The organism is Kineococcus halophytocola, from assembly GCF_041276425.1.
GTDB lineage: Bacteria > Actinomycetota > Actinomycetes > Actinomycetales > Kineococcaceae > Kineococcus > Kineococcus halophytocola.
Genome location: NZ_JBGFTU010000012.1, coordinates 45,782 through 64,603, shown reverse-complemented (window position 1 = coordinate 64,603; position 18,822 = coordinate 45,782). Strand labels below are relative to the sequence as shown.

At 71.6% G+C, this 18,822-nt stretch carries 18 protein-coding genes, 1 tRNA gene and 2 pseudogenes; 10 read left to right on the top strand and 11 right to left on the bottom strand.

Features of this window, described 5'->3' with window-relative positions; genetic code table 11:
- Positions 1-12 precede the first annotated feature (12 nt).
- The 3 genes and pseudogenes from betT to AB2L27_RS11900 form a co-directional block, all read right to left on the bottom strand.
- Entirely contained in the window at positions 13-2,076 is a 2,064-nt protein-coding gene (gene betT / locus AB2L27_RS11910) for a choline BCCT transporter BetT (RefSeq protein WP_370441690.1), read from the bottom strand.
- A 272-nt stretch (positions 2,077-2,348) separates the two neighbouring features.
- Positions 2,349-2,789 (bottom strand): Rossmann-fold NAD(P)-binding domain-containing protein, encoded by a 441-nt coding sequence (locus tag AB2L27_RS11905; protein ID WP_370441766.1) that lies wholly within the window; start codon positions 2,787-2,789, stop codon positions 2,349-2,351.
- 26 nt (positions 2,790-2,815) lie between these two features.
- Positions 2,816-3,082: pseudogene (locus AB2L27_RS11900) on the bottom strand (NAD(P)H-binding protein); the annotation flags it as partial.
- Positions 3,083-3,169: 87 nt separating this feature from the next.
- Here AB2L27_RS11900 and AB2L27_RS11895 point away from each other — a divergent pair.
- Positions 3,170-3,880, top strand: a complete 711-nt coding sequence (locus AB2L27_RS11895) for a TetR/AcrR family transcriptional regulator (RefSeq protein WP_370441689.1) — start codon at positions 3,170-3,172, stop codon at positions 3,878-3,880.
- A 280-nt stretch (positions 3,881-4,160) separates the two neighbouring features.
- On the opposite strand, the gene AB2L27_RS11890 is transcribed toward AB2L27_RS11895, so the two are convergent.
- Both AB2L27_RS11890 and AB2L27_RS11885 read right to left on the bottom strand, forming a co-directional pair.
- Positions 4,161-5,027 carry a DNA methylase gene (locus AB2L27_RS11890; protein WP_370441688.1) on the bottom strand — a complete coding sequence of 289 codons (867 nt, stop codon included), beginning with the start codon at positions 5,025-5,027 and terminating at the stop codon, positions 4,161-4,163.
- Complete coding sequence (locus tag AB2L27_RS11885) at positions 5,028-6,305, bottom strand: DNA methyltransferase (RefSeq protein ID WP_370441687.1); 1,278 nt, start codon at positions 6,303-6,305, stop codon at positions 5,028-5,030.
- Positions 6,306-6,655: 350 nt separating this feature from the next.
- Here AB2L27_RS11885 and AB2L27_RS11880 point away from each other — a divergent pair, with 350 nt between their 5' ends.
- On the top strand, positions 6,656-7,987 hold the full coding sequence (locus AB2L27_RS11880) for an IS256 family transposase (protein ID WP_370441686.1): 1,332 nt from the start codon (positions 6,656-6,658) through the stop codon (positions 7,985-7,987).
- Between the two features lie 101 nt (positions 7,988-8,088).
- On the opposite strand, the gene AB2L27_RS11875 is transcribed toward AB2L27_RS11880, so the two are convergent.
- The 3 genes from AB2L27_RS11875 to AB2L27_RS11865 form a co-directional block, all read right to left on the bottom strand.
- Entirely contained in the window at positions 8,089-8,322 is a 234-nt protein-coding gene (locus AB2L27_RS11875) for a type II toxin-antitoxin system Phd/YefM family antitoxin (protein ID WP_370441685.1), read from the bottom strand.
- Positions 8,323-8,417: 95 nt separating this feature from the next.
- Positions 8,418-8,494, bottom strand: a tRNA-Pro gene (locus AB2L27_RS11870).
- Positions 8,495-8,569: 75 nt separating this feature from the next.
- Positions 8,570-9,496 carry a metallophosphoesterase gene (locus AB2L27_RS11865; protein WP_370441684.1) on the bottom strand — a complete coding sequence of 309 codons (927 nt, stop codon included), beginning with the start codon at positions 9,494-9,496 and terminating at the stop codon, positions 8,570-8,572.
- Positions 9,497-9,554: 58 nt separating this feature from the next.
- Here AB2L27_RS11865 and AB2L27_RS11860 point away from each other — a divergent pair, with 58 nt between their 5' ends.
- Positions 9,555-10,022, top strand: a complete 468-nt coding sequence (locus AB2L27_RS11860) for a GatB/YqeY domain-containing protein (RefSeq protein WP_370441683.1) — start codon at positions 9,555-9,557, stop codon at positions 10,020-10,022.
- 83 nt (positions 10,023-10,105) lie between these two features.
- On the opposite strand, the gene AB2L27_RS11855 is transcribed toward AB2L27_RS11860, so the two are convergent.
- A complete protein-coding gene (locus AB2L27_RS11855; RefSeq protein ID WP_370441682.1) occupies positions 10,106-12,574 on the bottom strand; it encodes a penicillin-binding protein in 2,469 nt (822 codons plus the stop codon).
- Positions 12,575-12,882: 308 nt separating this feature from the next.
- Between AB2L27_RS11855 and AB2L27_RS11850 the strand changes: the two genes are divergently transcribed.
- The 4 genes from AB2L27_RS11850 to AB2L27_RS11835 all read left to right on the top strand — a co-directional run bounded on the left by AB2L27_RS11850 (position 12,883) and on the right by AB2L27_RS11835 (position 14,693).
- The gene (locus AB2L27_RS11850) at positions 12,883-13,242 is read left to right on the top strand and encodes a WhiB family transcriptional regulator (RefSeq protein WP_370441681.1); all 360 of its coding nucleotides are present in this window, start codon (positions 12,883-12,885) and stop codon (positions 13,240-13,242) included.
- Between the two features lie 74 nt (positions 13,243-13,316).
- Positions 13,317-13,472 (top strand): hypothetical protein, encoded by a 156-nt coding sequence (locus AB2L27_RS11845; RefSeq protein ID WP_370441680.1) that lies wholly within the window; start codon positions 13,317-13,319, stop codon positions 13,470-13,472.
- Positions 13,469-13,930 carry a RidA family protein gene (locus AB2L27_RS11840; protein ID WP_370441679.1) on the top strand — a complete coding sequence of 154 codons (462 nt, stop codon included), beginning with the start codon at positions 13,469-13,471 and terminating at the stop codon, positions 13,928-13,930. The genes AB2L27_RS11845 and AB2L27_RS11840 overlap by 4 nt, the downstream gene beginning before the upstream one ends.
- Positions 13,917-14,693, top strand: a complete 777-nt coding sequence (locus tag AB2L27_RS11835; RefSeq protein ID WP_370441678.1) for an MBL fold metallo-hydrolase — start codon at positions 13,917-13,919, stop codon at positions 14,691-14,693. Before AB2L27_RS11840 ends, AB2L27_RS11835 begins: the two co-directional genes overlap by 14 nt.
- A gap of 9 nt (positions 14,694-14,702) precedes the next feature.
- Here AB2L27_RS11835 and AB2L27_RS11830 read toward each other — a convergent pair whose 3' ends face one another.
- On the bottom strand, positions 14,703-15,365 hold the full coding sequence (locus tag AB2L27_RS11830; protein WP_370441761.1) for a Crp/Fnr family transcriptional regulator: 663 nt from the start codon (positions 15,363-15,365) through the stop codon (positions 14,703-14,705).
- A 197-nt stretch (positions 15,366-15,562) separates the two neighbouring features.
- Positions 15,563-16,141 (bottom strand): hypothetical protein, encoded by a 579-nt coding sequence (locus AB2L27_RS11825; protein ID WP_370441677.1) that lies wholly within the window; start codon positions 16,139-16,141, stop codon positions 15,563-15,565.
- 123 nt (positions 16,142-16,264) lie between these two features.
- Between AB2L27_RS11825 and nth the strand changes: the two genes are divergently transcribed.
- From nth to AB2L27_RS11810, 3 genes and pseudogenes are all read left to right on the top strand, one after another.
- A complete protein-coding gene (gene nth, locus AB2L27_RS11820; RefSeq protein WP_370441676.1) occupies positions 16,265-16,984 on the top strand; it encodes an endonuclease III in 720 nt (239 codons plus the stop codon).
- Positions 16,981-17,637 carry an NUDIX hydrolase gene (locus tag AB2L27_RS11815; RefSeq protein ID WP_370441675.1) on the top strand — a complete coding sequence of 219 codons (657 nt, stop codon included), beginning with the start codon at positions 16,981-16,983 and terminating at the stop codon, positions 17,635-17,637. The genes nth and AB2L27_RS11815 overlap by 4 nt, the downstream gene beginning before the upstream one ends.
- A pseudogene (locus AB2L27_RS11810) lies at positions 17,616-18,806 on the top strand (MarP family serine protease); the annotation flags it as partial. The gene AB2L27_RS11815 and the pseudogene AB2L27_RS11810, both read left to right, overlap by 22 nt.
- Positions 18,807-18,822: the final 16 nt, after the last annotated feature.

Sequence of the window (18,822 nt, the reverse complement as noted above, 5' to 3'; positions counted from 1 at the left end):
GTCGGTCGGCGCTCAGCCCTGGACGTCCGCCTGCAGGCGGAGGAACTCCAGGTGCCGCTCGTACTGGTCGAGGACGTCGTCGATGACCTGCGCGTGGGTCCAGCCCATGACGTCGTAGCCCTGCCCGCCCTCGGCCAGGTGCACCTCGAGGCGGGAGTAGTCAGAAGGGGCCGAGCCGGAGCCGCGCACGGGACGGCCGTCGCGGGCGAAGACGGGCATCGGGACCTGGCAGCGGTGGACACGGTAGCGGAACGGCTGGACCTCGCCGAGGTCGGCGGCCAGCTCGACGTAGCGCTCCCCCAGCTCGTCACCGGTGTAGACGACCTGCGCGGCGACCCCGCGGTCGCAGACCTCCTGGGCCACCTCGCGCAGCGCCGGTTCCACGACCTCGTCGAGGTGACGCTGCACGGCCTGCGCGTCGGGGAAACCCATGGCCCGGCGCAGGCGCCAGCGCCAGCTCTCCCCGCCGCGCGCCTGTTCACCGCGGCCGGAGAACCGGCCCGGGAGGGTGCTGGTACGGCTCTCCTCGCGCAGCGCGTCCAGGCGCAGCGCCCGCCACAACCCGATCATCACCAGGAGCATGACCACCGTGAACGGCAGCCCCATCACGACCGTCGCGTTCTGCAGGGCGGTGACGCCCCCGACGAGCAGCATCCCGATGGTGAGGAGCCCCGTGGCGAGCGCCCAGAAGATGCGCAGCCCCTTGCCGGCGTCGGTGTTGGCGGTCGGCAGCACCGAGGACAGGTTGGCCATGACGAGGGCGCCGGAGTCGGCCGACGTCACGTAGAACAGCAGGCCGGTGAGGGTGGCGAGACCGGCCACGAAGGTGAACCCGGGGTACTGCATGAGCAGCGTGTAGAAACCCCGTTCGGGGTTGGCCACGGTCAGCTCACCGAAGGCGTCCCCGCCCTGGCGGATCGCGTCGATGGCGCTGTTCCCGAAGATCGAGATCCACAGGACGATGTAGACGAACGGGATGGTGAGGGTGCCGACGACGAACTGCCGGATGGTGCGGCCGCGGGAGATGCGGGCCAGGAACATCCCGACGAACGCGGCCCACGCCGCCCACCACGCCCAGAAGAACAGGGTCCAGCCGTTCATCCACGCCTGGGCGTCGCTCCAGGCGAACGTCTCCATCGTCATGCCGGCGAACCCGCTGACGAAGTCGCCGACGTTCATCACCAACCCGTTGAGCAGCAGCGCGGTGTTGCCCGCGATGAGCACGAACACGACGAGTGCGATGGCGAGCAGCACGTTCAGCTGGGACAGCACCTTGATGCCCTTGTCGACGCCGGTGACGGCCGACACGGTGGCCATCCCCACCCCGAGCACGATGAGCGCCACCTGCGCCGCGGGTCCCTCGGGGATCCCGAACAGGGCGTTCAGACCGAAGTTGAGCTGCACCACCGCGATGCCCAGCGACGTCGCGACACCCACGATCGTCCCCAGCAGGGCGGCGATGTCCACGCCGTGACCGATGGGCCCCTCGACGCGGCGGCCGATGAGGGGGTGCAGCGCGGAGCGGATCGCCAGCGGTAGCCCCATCCGGTAGCTGAAGTACCCCAGGGCCATCCCCATGAGCGCGTACATGCCCCACCCGGAGATCCCGTAGTGGAACAGGGTCCAGGCCGTGGCCTCCCGCGCGGCCTCGACGGTGCCGCCCTCCCCCACCGGCGGCTGGAGGTAGTGGCTGACGGGTTCGGCGACGGCGAAGAACATGAGGTCGGTGCCGATGCCCGCGGCGAACAGCATGCTCACCCAGGCGAAGGTGCTGAACTCCGGCTGGGAGTGCTGGGGGCCGAGCTTGGTCCGGCCGTGGCGGGACGCCGCCACGACGACGACGAAGACCAGCACGACCGTGGCGAACAGGACGTAGTACCACCCGAACCACGTGCCGACCCACCCGACGGCCGCCCCGATCACGTCCGACGCCTGCTCGGGGGCGGTGAGGATCCAGGACGCCAGCGCCAGCACGACGGCCGCGGCCCCGATGAACACGGGCCGGCGCAGCACCGGCTCGGAGGACGGTTCGGCGGGCGGGGCGGGCGAGGTCTGTCGTTCTGACGCGGTGGCCACGGGGTCCTCCTGTCGGCGACGGCGTGCGTCGCGGTGCCGGACGTCTCGGGTGGTGCACGGGCGGTGTGCGGACGGAGACGGCCGAGGTCACAGCAGGGTCAGGGTCAGCTCCGGGGTCCACCCGAACGGGCCCCAAGGGTTGTGCCCGGCCGGAGGGCTGTCAAATGGGACGAAGCGGAACGAGTACCGGAACAGCCGGTGGTCGGTGGTTCGGCGGCACCTGGTACGGATGCCGCCGGCAGGGGTGGGCGAGGCGGTGGGACGACCCGTGGTCACCGCCCGCCGACGGCCGTCCCCCGGAGGTCGCGCAGCGGGGTCGCCGGGCGGCCGAGGAGTTCGGGCAGGGCGGGGTCGACGACGGCGAACTCCCCCGCGCGAGAAGCGCGGACCATGCCGAGCGTGAACAGCGCCGCCCCCTCCGGAACCCCGGCCGCGACCTGGTCGGCGACCCACTGCTCGCCCTCGACGACCGCGCGCTCCACCGGGTGTCTCGTCAGGTCCGCGAGCAGCCGGGCGACGTCGGCGAGGTCGAGCGCGTCGGGGCCGGTCCAGGACACCGGGCCGTCGGCGGGTGCGGCGAGGACGCCCGTGGCGAGGGCGTCCCCGAGCAGGTGCGGCACGGTCGTGGCGTAGAACCCGTTGCGCAGCGCGGTGGACGGGCCGCCACCGGCGAGGTGGGTGAGGCCGTCTGGTGGCTGGTGCAGAGCACGCACTCCACCCCCGCCGCGTGGGCCGCGTCGACGGCCGCGCGGTGCGCCCGGGTGACCAGCTCCGGGTCGCGGATGGCGGCCGAGACGACGAGGACGCGGTCGGCGCCCTCGAACGCGTGGGTGAGGGAGTCGGGGTCGGTGAAGTCCGCTGCGCGGACCCGGACTCCCCGCGCCGCGAGGTCGGCGGCCGCCGAGGCGTCGCGGACGCTGACCCCCACCTGCTCCGCGGGGACCCCGAGCAGGGAGCGGACGATGCGCGCACCGAGCTGTCCGGTGGCACCGGTAACGACGATCATGGCGCTCCTCGTCTCCAGCGACACTCCCCCGTTGGTATCGGTGGATGCGCACTAACCACGGAAACACTCGAGCGCTACCATCGTTCCGTGCCGATCACGACCGAGGACACCGAGCGCGACGGCGTCCGCCGGCGCCTCGTCCGCGTCGCCTCCGACCTCCTGTCCGAGGGCGGCACCACCGCCGTCACGACGCGCGCCGTCGCCCAGGCCGCGGGGATGCAGGCCCCGGCGATCTACCGGCTCTTCGGGGACAAGGACGGCCTGCTCGAAGCCGTCGCCGAGCACGTCATGGCCGCGTACGTGACCGGGAAGTCCGCGCACGTCGAAGCGACGGAGGCCGACCCCGTCGAGGACCTGCACGCCGGCTGGCGCTCGCACGTCGAGTTCGGCCTCGCCCACCCCGGCCTCTTCCGCTTCCTCACCGACCCCGAACGTGGCGCCTCCCCCGCCGTCGAGGCCGGCCTCGACGTCCTGCGGACCCGCGTCCACCGCGCCGCCGCCGCCGGCCGGTTGCGGGTGAGCGAGGCGCGGGCCGTCGCGGTGCTGCACGCCGCGGGGACAGGGGCCGTGTCGACGCTGCTCGCCGTACCCGCCGCCGAGCGGGACCCCGGGCTGGCGGAGGCGTTGTGGGACGCGGTGTCCCGCGCGGTGCTCACCGATGCCGCGCCGATCGAGGAGGGGATGGCGAAGACCGTCGCGTTCCGCGCGACGACGGGAGGGCTGCCCGGCCTGACCGAGGCCGAGCGCACCCTCATGGCGGAGTGGCTGGACCGCGCGATCGGTGCCGCGCAGGAGTGAGCCGGGACGCACGAAGGACCCGGATCGTCTGTGCGAGCCGGGCCCTCCGTGAATCTGCTGGTCGGGTAACAGGATTCGAACCTACGGCCTCTTCGTCCCGAAGCTTCGCAAGTAGAAGAGGTCCACCCCGTGTCGCCTACTGCCGCCTCCAGATCGCTGCATGAGCGTCCCCGGTCGTCCAAGCCCGTTGTCACGCAGATAGACCCTCACTAGGTGCGCCGTGACAGCGACGCGAAGGCTGTCCGGGGCGGGTCACCGTCATCGCCGCACCAAGACGCCGCTACTTCGACGCGAAGCTTTCCATGAAGTCGATCGCGAGTTCTTTGTCCTGAAATGAGGCGTCGATGCGGTCTTCATTTGTGAACCGCATCGAGACCTCCCAACGGGTCACCTCTGGAACAGCAGCGGGCGGTTCGTAGGTCCGGATGGCGTTCACCGCCTCAGCGATGGAGGCGTAGTTCCCACTAACGCCGTGCATGGCGATCAGCAGGACTCGGTCAAGTTTGCGAATGATGGCTCGCTCCAAAGCCATTCGGAACTTTTTGAACTCTTCGGGTGCGCATTTACGAAGTTCTTCGCCAAGCTTGAACTTCTGGCTAGCCGACAAGGCGTCGTACTTGTCAACCTCCTTCTGCAACTCGGAGTCATGGGTGGCTTCGCTCGTCGCCACCTCCATGCCGACTTGCCGAAAGGCATGAACGATTTCGCTGTACTCAATATGACAGACACCAAACCCGAGACTTGTCAGCTGAGTGAGCGACGGCTTGCTCCACATGCCGCCGACAATTGCACCGCCAAATGGTTTAACCGATGAGTGTTTCCGGATAAGCGGTTCGACGGCCCCCTGAATCTCCTGGGCCTTGTTCTTCGAGTGCTTGGTGTACCGACGCCATGCTGACTCTATGAACGCAACCGGGACGCCGACCTTCGTGTCAGACCCACCTCGCTCGAGGACGAAGTCCAGGTCGTGCTTGTTGTTCTTGTCGTCATACCACGTGACTTTGGGACCCTCGCGAGTGGAGCGCTTACCATATTTATCCAGGTATAGGTCATTCGCTTTGGCGAAGTCACTCAGAACCGGCTCCAGCGCCAACTCAAGTGCTTCCCCGATGATCTGGCCAAGCCGGTGACCGGGTGCCTCCGCCATCTAACCCTCCACGTAGAGACGCCCTTCATGCAAGGGCACGTCGTGTTTGCGGTTCTTCCACTTCACGTTGCGATCCCGGACCTTCTCGAAGGACCAGGACTTGAACCCCTCGGCGATAGCAAGCTCGCCCAGCCAGCGCTCAACCGGGACGTAGACCCCGTACGGGGCCGAGTCGCCGATCACATAGCAAACCTTCACCCCATCGGCGCTGGCCTTGCGCAGCGTGCGCCAGACATAAGCCAAATCGTGGAAGTAGGCCAAGATCATGGTGTCGTAGGCCTTGTTGCCTGGGTGACTTGCTTTGGCCTCGCGTAAGCCAGCGAACACACTGTTCAGTTCGCCGATGATCGGCTCCAAGATGGGGTCTTCGAGCGCCTCGGCCGGCCTGTACTTCGCCATTGCCTGCGAACAGGAACGAACCAGGCTGGAGCGCAGGTTCTTGAGGTCCGACCATCCGGAGACCTCCCCCATCACTGTCTGCTCAAGCCTCGTAGCGTCTGCGTAATCGTAGTTGTTGGCGTACGGCGGTGAGCACACGACGTGTGTCGCCCAGCCGTCAGGGAAGGCGTCCGTGGTGCGTGCGTCGGCCTCGATGAAGTGCGCTGCCACGGGGTCCTGTCCCTGCTCCTCCTCTTGACGTGTGCGCATGTCCGCTGCCATGAGGGCAACCTGCAGCTCGAAGGCGTTGCGCACGCCAAGGACGGACCGCTTGCTCTTGTTAGGCAGGACGTACTGCCACTGAGCCGTACCGACGTGCGACGTCTTCCGGATGATCGAGACCAGGGCGAGCCACAGGAGCTGCGAGGCGGGGGACCCGTCCTGACGGGCCAGGACCACGTCTCGCAAGCCGATCAAATCTTCGAGAGTCGCGGGTGTGTAGCACTTTTCCAGCAGCGATGGTGGCGATGCCCAAGTGACTGGCTTGTGATCGGACCAGGTGTCTTGCGCCAGCTTGGTGAAGTCATCGACGTTCGATGACCAATGGAGCTTGGCTGCAGCCACCCGAGCCACGAAGTGCTGTCCGTCTAGGCCGTAGGACTCGTGACCAAGGCGTTGGGCTGCCAGCAATGTGGTGCCCGAGCCAGCGAAGGGGTCAAGGACACGTGCCTCCGTGGTCTCGTTGAGCATCGACTCGACCCAACCGGCCGAGAAGCCGGCCGAGTAGCGGAACCAGCGGTGAACCGGCAGTGCCATGTTGTCCACGAAGGTCGTGGTGTTGCGCGCTGCAGGTGCCTCAAGATCGGGTATGTCGAGCTCGAGCGTGTCCTGGACCGTCATGCGAGGGAGGCTACCTGCGGCCCCCGCCTTCTCCTGCTTCCCCGCTCCGAGGACTAGCTGTGTCCCCTGAGCACATGCGTCATGGCCTGGTCTGTCGCCTGAGCGTGCGGTGCCGCCCGCCCACAGCCCTCCAGGCTCTGAAGGCAGTCCTACCAGCAGCCTTCAGCGTGCTCGCTGTTGACGACCAGCTCCTCGGTGTCGCAGTGCCATAACGGGGTGAGTCCCCTGGAGTGGTGTAACTCGGCCCGACCAGCCTGAGGTCGTCCGGCGTGTCCGAGACGCAGGCGAGGGCCACCGCGTGAAGCTCTGCGAGTAACCGCCAAGCAACTCGTAGAAGAAGGATCACCGCGATGGCCCTCGAGGACCAGTCTGCCCTGTCCACCCTGTTCGACGCACTCAACGCCCCCGACGACGGCCAGCTCATGCGCCGCATCCTGCAAGGAGCCCTGCAAGCCCTCATCGAGGCCGAGGCGACCGCCCACATCGGCGCCGGCCCGCACGAACGCTCCACCGCGCGCACCACCTTGCGCAACGGGGCCCGCGACCGGCTGGTGGCCACCACCGCCGGCGACGTGCACGTGAAGATCCCCAAGACCCGCACCGGATCGTTCTTCCCCTCGCTGCTGGCCCCGCGCCGGCGCATCGACCGGGCCCTGCACGCGGTCGTCATGGAGGCCTACGTCCACGGGGTATCCACCCGCAAGGTCGACGACCTCGTCGAGGCGTTGGGCGTGGAGTCCGGCATCTCCAAGTCCGAGGTGTCCCGGATCTGCGCGGACTTGGACGCCGAGGTCGCCGCGTTCCGCGCCCGTCCGCTGGACGCCCAGGCCACGCCGTACGTGTTCTTGGACGCGACGTACTGCAAGGCCCGCATCGGTGGGCGCGTGGTGTCCCAGGCGGTGGTCATCGCCACCGGCGTCACCGCTGATGGGCACCGGGAGGTGTTGGGCTGCGATGTCGGTGACGCTGAGACGCTGCCCTTCTGGAAGGAGTTCCTGGGCTCGTTGCGTGATCGGGGCCTGCACGGGGTGCAGCTGGTGATCTCCGACCAGCACCGCGGCCTGGTCTCAGCGATCGAGCAGTCGATGGCCGGCGCGGCGTGGCAGCGATGCAGGGTCCACTTCATGCGCAACGTGCTCTCGAAGGTCGCCAAGCCTCAGCAGGACGCGGTCTCGGCGATGATCCGAACCATCTTCGTCCCGCCCGCCGTTGTTCAATCCACCGTCGTCCAGCCCGGCGTCGATGATGAGGTCGTTGAGCAGGTCCGTCAGCAGGTCCGTGTCGTGGCTGACAGCCTGCGGGGGAAGTTCGCGGCCGTGGCCGACATGCTCGATGAGGCCGGCGCGGATGTGACCGCGTTCGCCTCGTTCCCGCAGGCGCACTGGAAGAAGATCTGGTCGACGAACCCGCTGGAGCGGTTGAACCGGGAGGTCAAACGCCGCACCGACGTGGTGGGGATCTTTCCCAACGCGAAGGCGCTGCTGCGGTTGTCGACGTGCGTGCTGATCGAGGCCCATGATGAGTGGCAGTCCGGGGACCGGCGCTACTTGTCGGAGTCCTCCATGGCCTTGGTGAGCTCGCCGCAGGAGACCTCCTCCTCATCCTCCTCCCCGGCGCCCGCGCTGCGCGCGGACGCCGGCATGAGCGTCGTGCTCGACACGAGCACCACCGTCACGGCATAGTCCGATCCGCAGCGCTTCACGCGTGAGGAGTTACACCACTCCCAGGGACGTCATCCCACGATGGCCGAATTTTTTCTGAGGAAGCCCACTGGCTGCTCTCATTACTGGGCCGTGTTGTCCCCACGACGAGCCTCTGCCACGCTCTCCCGAAGTCGCCGCGCGTTACGCGGAGACCGCAGCAGGTACTCCATCTCGCGCAGCGACTGGTACTCGTCGGCGGGGACGAGGTACGCCGTCGCACGTGTGGAGGTAATCTCCATAGCTTCCTGGTGGTCATTGACCTGCTCGATGAGCGCGCCCAGCCGAGCACCCGCGGCAGCAGCGGTGATGGCCACGACTCCTCCTACAGGTAGTCACGCAGTCAGTCACGCACAACGCCAGAGGCCCGGTCCCGCTTGCGCGGTTCCGGGCCTCTGACCTGCGGTCTTGCTGGTCGGGGTGACAGGATTTGAACCTGCGGCCTCTTCGTCCCGAACGAAGCGCGCTACCAAGCTGCGCCACACCCCGATGGCCGCCTCAACGACCTCGACAAGAGTAGCCCACGCGCGACGGTGCTCCGAACCAGTACCCGCGCGGCCCAGCTCAGCGCACCGGCACGAGCTCCAGCAGCGTCGCCTCGGGGCGGCAGGCGAAGCGGACGGGCGCGTACGGGGACGTCCCGAGGCCCGCGGAGACGTGCAGCCAGGCGTCGTGGCCGGCGGCGGACCAGCGGGACAGCCCGGAGACCTGCTTCCGGGGCAGGTCGCAGTTCGTCACGAGCGCCCCGAAGCCCGGCACGCAGAGCTGCCCGCCGTGGGTGTGGCCGGCGAGGATGAGCCCCGCCTCGTCGGCCGTCATGGCGTCGAGGGTGCGGCGGTAGGGGGCATGGGTGACGCCGATGGTGAGGTCGGCGTCGCGTGCGGCCTTCCCGGCGACGTCGTGGTACCGGTCGTAGCGCAGGTGGGGGTCGTCGACGCCGACGAACTCCAGGTCCAGCCCGGCCACCGTGAGCCGCGTCCGCACGTTGTCCAGGTCGACCCACCCGGCGTCGGTGAAGCCACGCACGAGGTCGTCGGTGGGCAGGCGCGGGATCTCCTCGGGCATCGGGATCTTCGAGGGCCCGGCGAGGTAGCGGGCCCAGTTGCGCGGCCGCGGCGCCCAGTAGTCGTTGGAGCCCAGCACGAACACCCCGGGCCGGGCCAGCAGCCCCGCGTACGTCTCCAGCACGGCGGGGACGGCGTCGAGGGAGGCGAGGTTGTCGCCGGTGCTGACGACGAGGTCCGGCTCCAGGTCGGCCAGGGCCGCGACCCACTCCCGCTTGCGGTGCTGGCGGGGCACGAGGTGCAGGTCGGACAGGTGCAGCACCCGCAGCGGACGGGCCCCCACGGGCAGCACGGGGACGAGCGCGTGCCGCAGTGCGAAGGCCCGCACCTCGTACCCGGCCGCGTAGCCCAGCCCCGCACCGGCGGCCAGGGCGGCCAGCCCGACGGTTCCGGCGGTGGCCTTGAGGACTCCGGCAGCGGTCGGCATCCGGCCATCCTGCCGCGCGGACGGGAAACGGCTCGACGGGGGTGGGAGGATCGCGGGCATGAGCGACACCCTCAAGGACACCCTGCAGACCGACCTGACCACCGCCATGAAGGCTCGCGACGAGCTGCGGTCGGCCACGCTGCGCATGGTGCTCACCGCGGTCCGCGGCGAGGAGGTCGCCGGGAAGTCCGCGCGCACGCTGTCCGACGAGGAGGTCGTCACCGTCCTGCAGCGCGAGGCGAAGAAGCGGCGCGAGGCCGCCGAGGCCTACGAGGGCGCCGGGCGCACCGAGCAGGCCGAGCGCGAGCGCGGCGAGCTGGGCGTCATCGAGACGTACCTGCCGACGCCGCTGACCGACGAGGAGCTGGACGAGCTCGTCGACGAGGCCGTCCTCGTCGCCACCGGTGAGGGCCTGACGGGCATGGGTGCGATGGGGGCGGTCATGTCCCAGCTCAAGGCGAAGGTCGCCGGCCGCGCCGACGGCAAGCGCCTGTCCGGCGCCGTCAAGGCCCGCCTGCAGGCCTGACGCCCCGCAGCACCCGCGAGACCCACGACGAAGGGCCCGGCTCCCCCACGGGGGCCGGGCCCTTCGTCACCGCCTGACCGGTCTCACTCGTCGTCGTCCGGCGTCTCCTGGGTGTCCTGCGCGTCCGGGGACTCCTGGGTCGGCTCCGGCGAGGGCGCCTGCGACGTCTGGGTGGGCGTCGGCGTCGCGGTCGGGCGCGGGGCCGGCGGGGCACCGGAGCTGCGGGTCAGGGTGATCGTCGCACCCGCCGCGGCGGTCCGGGCGCTCTGCGCGGCCACCAGCCCGGCGTCGACCCTCGTCGAGGACACCCGGCTGCGGGAGACCTGCACGTTGAACCCGGCGGCCTCCAGGGCCGCGGTGGCCGAGGAGACGCTGCGACCCACGACGCTCGGGACGCGCAGCTTGCCGTTGGGGGCCGTCGTCCGCAGACCGTCGTTGGTGCCGTCGGTGAAGGTCAGCTTCGGCGCGTTGAGGGCGGCGAGGGAACCCCCGGCGGCCTCCGCCCAGATCGGGCCGGGGATCGTCGCCCCGTACACCTTGCCGACGCGGCGGCCGTTGATGCGCGCCCCGTTCAGCGACTTCACGCCCTGGTGGTGACCGACCCAGACCACCCCGGCCAGCCGCGGGGTGTAGGCGGCGAACCACACGTTCTGGCTGTCCTGGGTCGTCCCCGTCTTGGACGCCACCTGGCGGCCGTTCATCTCGCTCTTGCCGACGCGTCGGGCGGTCCCGTTCGTCCACCCCTGCCGCAGCGCCTCGGTGACGTTGCGGGCGACGTTGACGTCGAGGACCTGCTTGCAGTCCGCCGAGGGGACCTGCAGCGGGTTGCCGTTGGTGTCCACCGCCTCGAGGATCGCCGTCGGCTTGCAGAAGGTGCCCTCCGCCGCGAACGCCGCGTAGGCACCGGCGATCTCCAGCGGGTACACGAGGTTGGTGCCGAGGGTCATCGACGGGTTCTGGTCCAGGTCGAGGCTCTCCTCCCCCGTCAGGAAGTTCTTCGACGGCGACGCCTTGTAGACCCCCAGGGACTGCGCGGTCGCGGTGATGTCGCAGATGTCGAGCTGCTTCTCCATCGACACGAACGCCGTGTTCACCGAGTTCGCGGTGGCCTGGCGGACGGTCATCGAACCGCTGCTGCTGCTCTCGGAGTTGCCGTAGGTGTAGGGCTTGGTGCCCCGCAACTTCTGACCGCAGGCGGTGAAGGCGCTGTACGGGTCGTTGCCCTTGTTCGGGGAGGCCACCACGGAGTCCAGCGACCGGCCGGACTTCAACCACGTCGCGAGGGTGAACGGTTTGAACGTCGACCCCTGCTGCAGACCGATGCCCCCGCCCATGGCCTGGCTGACGTTGTAGTTCAGCGTCGTGAAGCCGATCTGGTCCTCGTCCGGCGAGTACGTCGTGTCCTGCGCCATGGCGAGGATGTGGCCGGTGCCCGGCTGGACGTAGGAGGCCGCCGACCGGACCTCCTGGCCGGGGTTGACGCCGTCGTTGACGGCCTTCTGCGTGATGTCCTGGATGACCGGGTTCAGCGTGGTCTTGATCGTCAGACCGCCGCGGCGCAGCAGGTTGCGCCGGTCCTCCGGGGTCGCCCCGAACGCCGGATCGCTCTCGACGACGCGGACGACGTAGTCGCAGAAGTAGGCCGCGGTCCCGGCCGACAGGCACCCCTGGCGGCTCGGGTTCAGGACCAGCCCCACCGGCGCGGCGACGGCGGCGTCGTAGGTGGGCTGGTCGATCTTGCCGAGTTCGAGCATCCGGCTCAGCACCACGTTGCGCCGCTTCACCGAGGCCTCGGGGTACTTCACGGGGTTGAACGCCGCCGGGTTCTGCACCATGCCCGCCAGCAACGCGGACTCGGGCAGCGTCAGGTCCGCCGCCGACTTCGAGAAGTAGAACTGCGCCGCGGCCTCGATGCCGTACACGTTGTTCTGGAAGTAGGAGACGTTCAGGTAGCCGGCGAGGATCTCGTCCTTGGTCATCTCCTTCTCCACGCCGACGGCGAGCCTCATCTCGCGCAGCTTGCGCGCGTAGCCGTCCACGCCCTCGTGCTCCACGGCGGCGGCCGCGGCCTCGGAGTCGCCCTCCTGGACGGCCTGCTGGACCAGGACGTTCTTGACGAACTGCTGGGTCAGCGTCGAGGCGCCCTGGGTGCTGCCACCGCCGGCGTTGGACACCAGCGCGCGGGCGATGCCCTTCACGTCCACGGCGCCGTGGCTGTAGAAGCGGTCGTCCTCGATCGAGATGATCGCGTCGCGCATGACGGGGGCGATCTGGTCGAACGCGACCACCGAGCGGTTCTGGTCGTAGACCTTCGCCATCGGCGTGCCGTCGGCGTAGGTGATCGTGGAGGCCTCGGACAGCGTCCGGTCCCCCAGGTCGCCGGGGAGCTCGTTGAAGATGTCGACGCCCTCGCTGGTGAGGCTGCCGGTCGCGGCGACGGCCGGGACGACGAGTCCTGCACTGAGCACGCCGCCGGCGGCGCTGACGGCGGCGAACGCGGCGAGCAGGCGGAAGACCGGGCGCCGGGCGTGCTGCGTGGAGCGAGGGGCCATGTCGCCAGCGTAAGCGGAGACCCCGGGGGCCCGTGGTCGTCCACACGTCCTCCGCGGTCTGCGCGCAGGATCGTGACCGGACCGCGACCCGGCGGCGCGTTCGGCCGTCCGGGTGATGCCGGGCTAGCCCGAAGTGACTACCCAGGTTCCTCCCAAGGGGCTCTGGGAGGGCCGTGCGCTCGACCATACGCTGCGGGGGTGCCCGTTCGCGGGCACTCACGGAGATTCACAGGGATCGTTCCGAACCGGGGGGAACCGGGGCCGCTGCGGCCCCAGGCCGGCGAGGACGCTGACGGGAGGGGCCGTCGATGGCGTGGACGTTGGAATGGGCGAGTCGTGGAGCCTGCAAGGCGAGCACGGCGGACGACCTGTTCGTGCAGGGGTCGGCGCAGAACCGCGCCAAGCAGATCTGCGGCGGGTGCCCCGTGCGCACCGAGTGCCTGGCCGACGCGCTGGACAGCCGGATCGAGTTCGGCGTCTGGGGCGGGATGACCGAGCGCGAGCGCCGCGCGCTGCTCAAGCGCCGGCCCAACGTGCAGTCGTGGCGCCGCCTGCTGGAGACCGCCCGCGACACGGCGCTGAGCGCGGCCGCCGGTGAGGTCACCGGCTCGGGGACCACCGTCCCCGCCCCCACGGCAGCGGACCCGCGGGTCGTCGCCGTCGTCTGACGTCGCCGTCTGACATCGCCGTCTGACGCCGCCGGCCCTGGGTCGTGTCGTGGCGGGCCACTACGGTGGCCGCCATGACCACCTGGGAGTACGCCACCGTCCCCCTGATCGTCCACGCGACGAAGCAGATCCTGGACCAGTGGGGCAGTGACGGCTGGGAGCTCGTCCACGTCGTCACCGGTCCCGACGGCAACGGCCTCGTCGCCTACCTGAAGCGGCCCAAGCCGTGAGCGCGTCCGAGCGCCTGGCCGAGCTGGGCCTGACGCTGCCGGAGGTCGCCGCCCCGGTGGCCGCCTACGTGCCCGCCGTGCGCGACGGCGACCTCGTGCTGACGTCCGGGCAGCTCCCGTTCGTCGACGGGGCCCTCGCGGTGACCGGCAAGGTCGGCGCGGACGTCGACGCCGACACCGCCCAGCAGCTCGCCGCGACGTGCGCGCTGAACGCCATCGCGGCCGCCGCGAGCGTGGCCGGTGGGGTCGACGCCATCGAGCGCGTCGTGAAGGTCGTCGGCTTCGTCGCCAGCGACCCGTCCTTCACCGGCCAGCCCGGCGTGGTCAACGGCGCCTCGAACCTGCTGCGGGAGGTCTTCGGCGACGCCGGTCAGCACGCCCGCAGCGCGGTCGGGGTCGCGGTCCTGCCGCTGGACTCCCCCGTCGAGGTCGAGATCACGGTGCGTGTCCGCTCCTGACGTGACGGTGCCCGGGGCGTGGGCGGGTGGCCCGGTCACCGACCGGGCCACCTGCGTCCTGGAGGGCAACGCCGGCCCCATGACGCTGGACGGCACGAACACCTGGGTGCTGTCCGCGCCCGGGTCCGGCGAGGCCGTCGTCGTCGACCCGGGCGAGGACGACCCCGCCCACCGGGCCGGGATCACCGCGGTGCTGGCCGGACGGCGGGTCGCCCTCGTCGTCGGGACCCACCGCCACCGCGACCACGTCGGCGGCCTCGACGCCTTCCTGGCCCAGCACCCCGCGCCCGTCGCCCGCACCGCGGGTGAGCACCGGGTCGCGGGGCTGGGCCTGCGGGTGCTGGCCACCCCCGGTCACACCTCGGACTCCCTGTGCGTGCTGCTGGACTCCGGTGAGCTGCTCACCGGGGACACGCTGCTGGGCCGGGGCAGCACCGTCATCGCCACCGGGAACCAGCAGGGCGTGGAGCAGGGCGGTGACCTGGGGGACTACCTGCGCTCCCTGGAGCTGCTGCTGTCCCTGGAGGCGGACGTCGTCCTGCCCGGGCACGGACCGCCGCTGCCGGACCCGCGCGCGGCGCTGAGCAGGCAGCGGGAGCACCGGCTGGCGCGGCTGGAGCAGGTCCGGTGCGCCGTGGCCGCCGGGCACCGCGACGTCGAGGACGTCGTCACCGCCGTGCACGGCGACGTCGAGGGGACGGTGCGCTGGGCCGCGGCGCAGTCGGTACGGGCGCAGTTGGACTACCTCGCGCAGCAGCCCTGACGGGGCCGCTCAGCGCGCGCGCCGGGCCAGCCGCTCGACGTCGTGCAGGACCACCGCCCGCGCCTCCAGCCGCAGCCAGCCGCGGGAGGCGAAGTCGGCGAGCGCCTTGTTGACCGTCTCGCGGGAGGCGCCGACGAGCTGGGCGAGCTCCTCCTGGGTGAGGTCGTGGGCGACGAGCAGGCCGTCGGCGATGGGCCGGCCGAAGCGGCGGGAGAGGTCGAGCAGGGCCTTGGCCACGCGGCCGGGCACGTCGGTGAACACGAGGTCGGCCAGGGCGACGTTGGTGCGCCGCAGGCGCTGGGCCAGCGCGCGCAGCAGGTGGCGGGCGACCTCGGGGCGCCGTCCCAGCCAGCGCATCATCTCGTCGTGGCCGAGGGCGATCAGCTGGGCCTCGGAGACCGCGCGGGCCGAGCTGGTGCGCGGACCGGGGTCGAACAGCGACAGCTCCCCGAACATCTCCCCCGGCCCCAGGACCGCGAGCAGGTTCTCCCGGCCGTCGGGCCAGCTGCGGACGAGCTTGATCTTGCCGGTGCGCACGACGTAGACCCGGTCGCCGGCCTCGCCCTCGCCGAAGAGCTGCTCGCCGCGGTCGAGGTGGACGGACTCCATCGACTCCAGCAGCTCCCCGGCGGCCTCGTCGTCGAGGGCGGCGAACAGGGGGGCACGACGCACGACGTCACCGAGCCGGTCACCGGGGCGGTCGGTGCCACGCTCGAGGAGACGGTCGACGTCCGTCCCGCGCTCGACCTCGTGCTCCACCGACGACCTCCCGTACCGCGTCCTGCAGACCAGTGACGCGCGTCACCAGGACGCGCGCGGCACCAGTCTGCCCCACCGGGGGCGAGAACGACCGTCCAGCCTGCCCCTCCTCAGGGGGACGTCGGCCCGAACAGCGCCCGGCAGCGTTCGGCCAGCACGTCGGTGGCGACGGCCAGCTCGGCCAGCAGCGCGTTCTCGTACTCGGTCAACCTGATCTGCGCGCCGGACAGCTCGCGCAGCTGCTCGGGCAGGACCCCGCCCCGGATGGGACGGTCCAGCAGCAGCAGGCCCCGCAGCCCGTCGGCGGGGTCCAGCCCCACCTCCGCCGGGTGCAGGTGGTGCTCCAGCGGGCCGCCGTGGGTGGCGGCCTCGACCGGCACGTGCAGGTCCTCCGGCCCGCAGGCGGTGGCGACCAGCAGGTCCCGGCGCGCGCGGACCAGGCGGTGCCAGTGCTGCACGCGGCGCAGCTCCTCCTGCAGCAGACCCCGCCGCCGGCGCAGCGAGGGCAGCGGCAGCTCGGACAGCTCGACCCGGACGGTCCGCGCGCAGCTCAGCGCGTCGGCGGCGTCGAGCACCCCCGCCAGCACCGGCTCCAGCAGGCCGGGCAGGACGTCGTGGGCGAGGGCCGGGGACAGGACGGGGGACGGGTCCTGGGGCAGGTCGTCGGAGCGGGGGTCGCGTGGTGCCATGACAGCCGTGTCGTCGCAGGTCCGGGCTCTCTTGACGGGCCTTCACCCTCCCGGTGGTGTGCCCTCACCCGTCGGGAGTCCCTCGTCACGACGGGTGCCCGGACCGCCCCGTAGTCTCGCCCGGTGAGCACGCTGGGGGACCCGCAGGTGGAGTCGCCGCTGGCCAGGACCCGCCGGGCGCGGCGCGTGCACCGCCTGCTGGCGCAGCGCTACCCCGACGCCCACTGCGAGCTGGACTTCACCACCCCGTTCGAGCTGCTCGTGGCGACCGTGCTGTCGGCCCAGTGCACCGACGCGCGGGTCAACCAGGTCACCCCCGCCCTGTTCGCCCGGTTCCCCACCGCGACCGCGCTCGCCGCCGCGGACCGCGCCGAACTGGAGACGCTGATCCAGCCGACGGGGTTCTTCCGGGCCAAGGCCGACAACCTGCTGAAGCTGGCCGCCCAGCTCGTCGCCGAGCACGACGGGCTCGTCCCCCCGCGCCAGCGCGACCTGGTCCGCCTGGCCGGGGTGGGGCGCAAGACCGCGAACGTCGTCCTCGGTGACGCCTTCGGGGTGCCCGGGCTGACCGTCGACACCCACGTGGGGCGGCTCTCGCGCCGGCTCGGCTTCACCGCCCACGAGGACCCGGTGAAGGTCGAGACCGACCTCGCCGCGCTCCTGCCGCGCAGGGACTGGACGATGTTCAACCACCGGATGATCTTCCACGGCCGCCGCACCTGCCACAGCCGGCGACCGGCCTGCGGGGCGTGCCCCGTCCTGCGGCTGTGCCCCTCGGCGGGGATCGGGGAGACCGACCCCGTGAAGGCCGCCGCCCTCGTCAAGCAGCCGGCGCCCGTGTGAACGCGCTGCCGGAGTGGCTGGAGCCGCTGGCGTCCCGGCTGCCGGACGTCACCGCCGCCGACCTGCACTGGCGCGAGGACCGCCGCCTCGTCCAGCGCTTCACGCCCGCCGCCGTCCTCGTGCTCCTGGGGGACGGCCCGGCCGGTCCGGAGGTCCTGCTCACCGAACGGGCCGGCACCCTGCGCCAGCACTCCGGTCAGGTCGCCTTCCCCGGCGGCCGGGCCGACCCCGGCGACGCGGACGCCACCGCCACCGCGCTGCGCGAGGCCACCGAGGAGACCGGGCTGGACCCGGCCGGTGTGGACGTCCTCGGGGAGCTGCCGCCGCTGGGGCTGGCCCACTCCGGGCACCGGGTGACCCCCGTCGTGGCGCACTGGCGCGAGCGCGGACCCGTCGGGGTCGTCGACCCCTCCGAGGTCGCGCGGGTGCAGAGCGTCCCGCTGGCCGAGCTGTTCGCCGCCGAGCGCCGGGTCACCGGCCCCGGCGGGTACACCGGTCCGGCCTTCGCCGTGCGCGGGCTGCTCGTGTGGGGGTTCACCGCCGAGGTGCTCGTGCGGGTCCTGGCCCTGGGCGGGTTGCGCCCGGCGGCCCCGGGGGACCCGGTGACGATCACGCTGGACGAGGCGCTGCGGTGGGCGGGGGTGTCCGCGTGAGCGGTTCGGACGTGCTGGACCTCGTCCTGGTCGTGCTGCTGCTGGCCCAGGTCGTCGCCGGGTACCGCGAGGGCTTCCTCGTCGGTGTCGCGAGCCTGCTCGGGCTCGTGGGCGGGGCCGCGATCGGGGTCGTCGTGCTGCCCCCGGTCGTCGCCGGCTGGGACACCGGTCTGCAGCGGACGCTGGCCGTCGTGCTGGGGACCGTGGCCCTGGCCGTCATCGGGCGAGTCGTGCTGGGGCTGGCCGCCGCGCGGGTCCGCTCGGTCGTGCGCTGGGAACCCGCGCGGGTGCTCGATGCGCTGCTGGGGGCCGTGGCCGCGGCCGTCTCGACGCTGCTCGTCCTGTGGGTCGTGGCGGGCGCGGCCCGCCAGGCCCCGTTCCCCGCCCTCGCGCAGGCCGTGACGGGCTCGCGCGTGGTCGCGGCCACCGACCGGTTCGTGCCGCCGGCCGTGGACGACCTGCTCGCCCGGTTCTGGTCCGCGGCCCAGGCCAGCGGGTTCCCCCGCGTCTTCACCGGCCTGGACCCCGAACCCATCGCGCCCGTCGAACCGCCCTCCGGCGCGGTCCCGCCCGCGCTGCAGGAACCGCCCGCGGCCGTCGTGAAGATCACCGGGGTGGCGACGAGCTGCCGGCGCGGGCTGGAGGGCAGCGGGTTCGTCGCCGCCCGCCTCGGCGGGGACGCCCGCGTGGTGACGAACGCGCACGTCGTCGCCGGTGTCACCGACCCGTTCGTGCAGCCCGGCGGGTCCACCCGCCGCTACCCGGCGACCGTCGTCGCCTTCGACCCCGGCCGCGACCTCGCCGTCCTCGACGTGCCCGGCCTCGACGTCGCCCCCCTGCCGCGCGCGGACCAGCTCACCGCCGGGGACGCCGCCGTCGTCGCCGGGTACCCGCTCGACGGCCCCTACCGCGCCGAACCCGCCCGCGTCCGCCAGGTGCTGCAGGCCCAGGGCCGCGACATCTTCGACACGACCGACGTGCTGCGGGAGGTCTACTCCGTGTACGCGACGGTGCAGCCGGGCAACTCCGGCGGGCCGCTGCTCACCGAGGACGGCCGCGTCGCCGGGGTGGTGTTCGCCAAGTCCCTCGACGACGCGACGACGGGGTACGCGCTGACGCCGCGGGAGCTGGACGCGGTGCTGTCCGCCGCGGGGTCGCGCACCGACGCCGTGGGCACCGGGGGCG

Excerpts from the sequence above, each read along its gene's own strand:
- AB2L27_RS11890 (WP_370441688.1), bottom strand. The coding sequence starts at position 5,027 with ATGGCGGAGGCACCCGGTCACCGGCTTGGCCAGATCATCGGGGAAGCA.
- AB2L27_RS11885 (WP_370441687.1), bottom strand. The coding sequence starts at position 6,305 with ATGACGGTCCAGGACACGCTCGAGCTCGACATACCCGATCTTGAGGCA.
- AB2L27_RS11880 (WP_370441686.1), top strand. The coding sequence starts at position 6,656 with ATGGCCCTCGAGGACCAGTCTGCCCTGTCCACCCTGTTCGACGCACTC.
- AB2L27_RS11865 (WP_370441684.1), bottom strand. The coding sequence starts at position 9,496 with ATGCCGACCGCTGCCGGAGTCCTCAAGGCCACCGCCGGAACCGTCGGG.
- AB2L27_RS11860 (WP_370441683.1), top strand. The coding sequence starts at position 9,555 with ATGAGCGACACCCTCAAGGACACCCTGCAGACCGACCTGACCACCGCC.
- AB2L27_RS11855 (WP_370441682.1), bottom strand. The coding sequence starts at position 12,574 with ATGGCCCCTCGCTCCACGCAGCACGCCCGGCGCCCGGTCTTCCGCCTG.
- AB2L27_RS11850 (WP_370441681.1), top strand. The coding sequence starts at position 12,883 with ATGGCGTGGACGTTGGAATGGGCGAGTCGTGGAGCCTGCAAGGCGAGC.
- AB2L27_RS11845 (WP_370441680.1), top strand. The coding sequence starts at position 13,317 with ATGACCACCTGGGAGTACGCCACCGTCCCCCTGATCGTCCACGCGACG.
- AB2L27_RS11825 (WP_370441677.1), bottom strand. The coding sequence starts at position 16,141 with ATGGCACCACGCGACCCCCGCTCCGACGACCTGCCCCAGGACCCGTCC.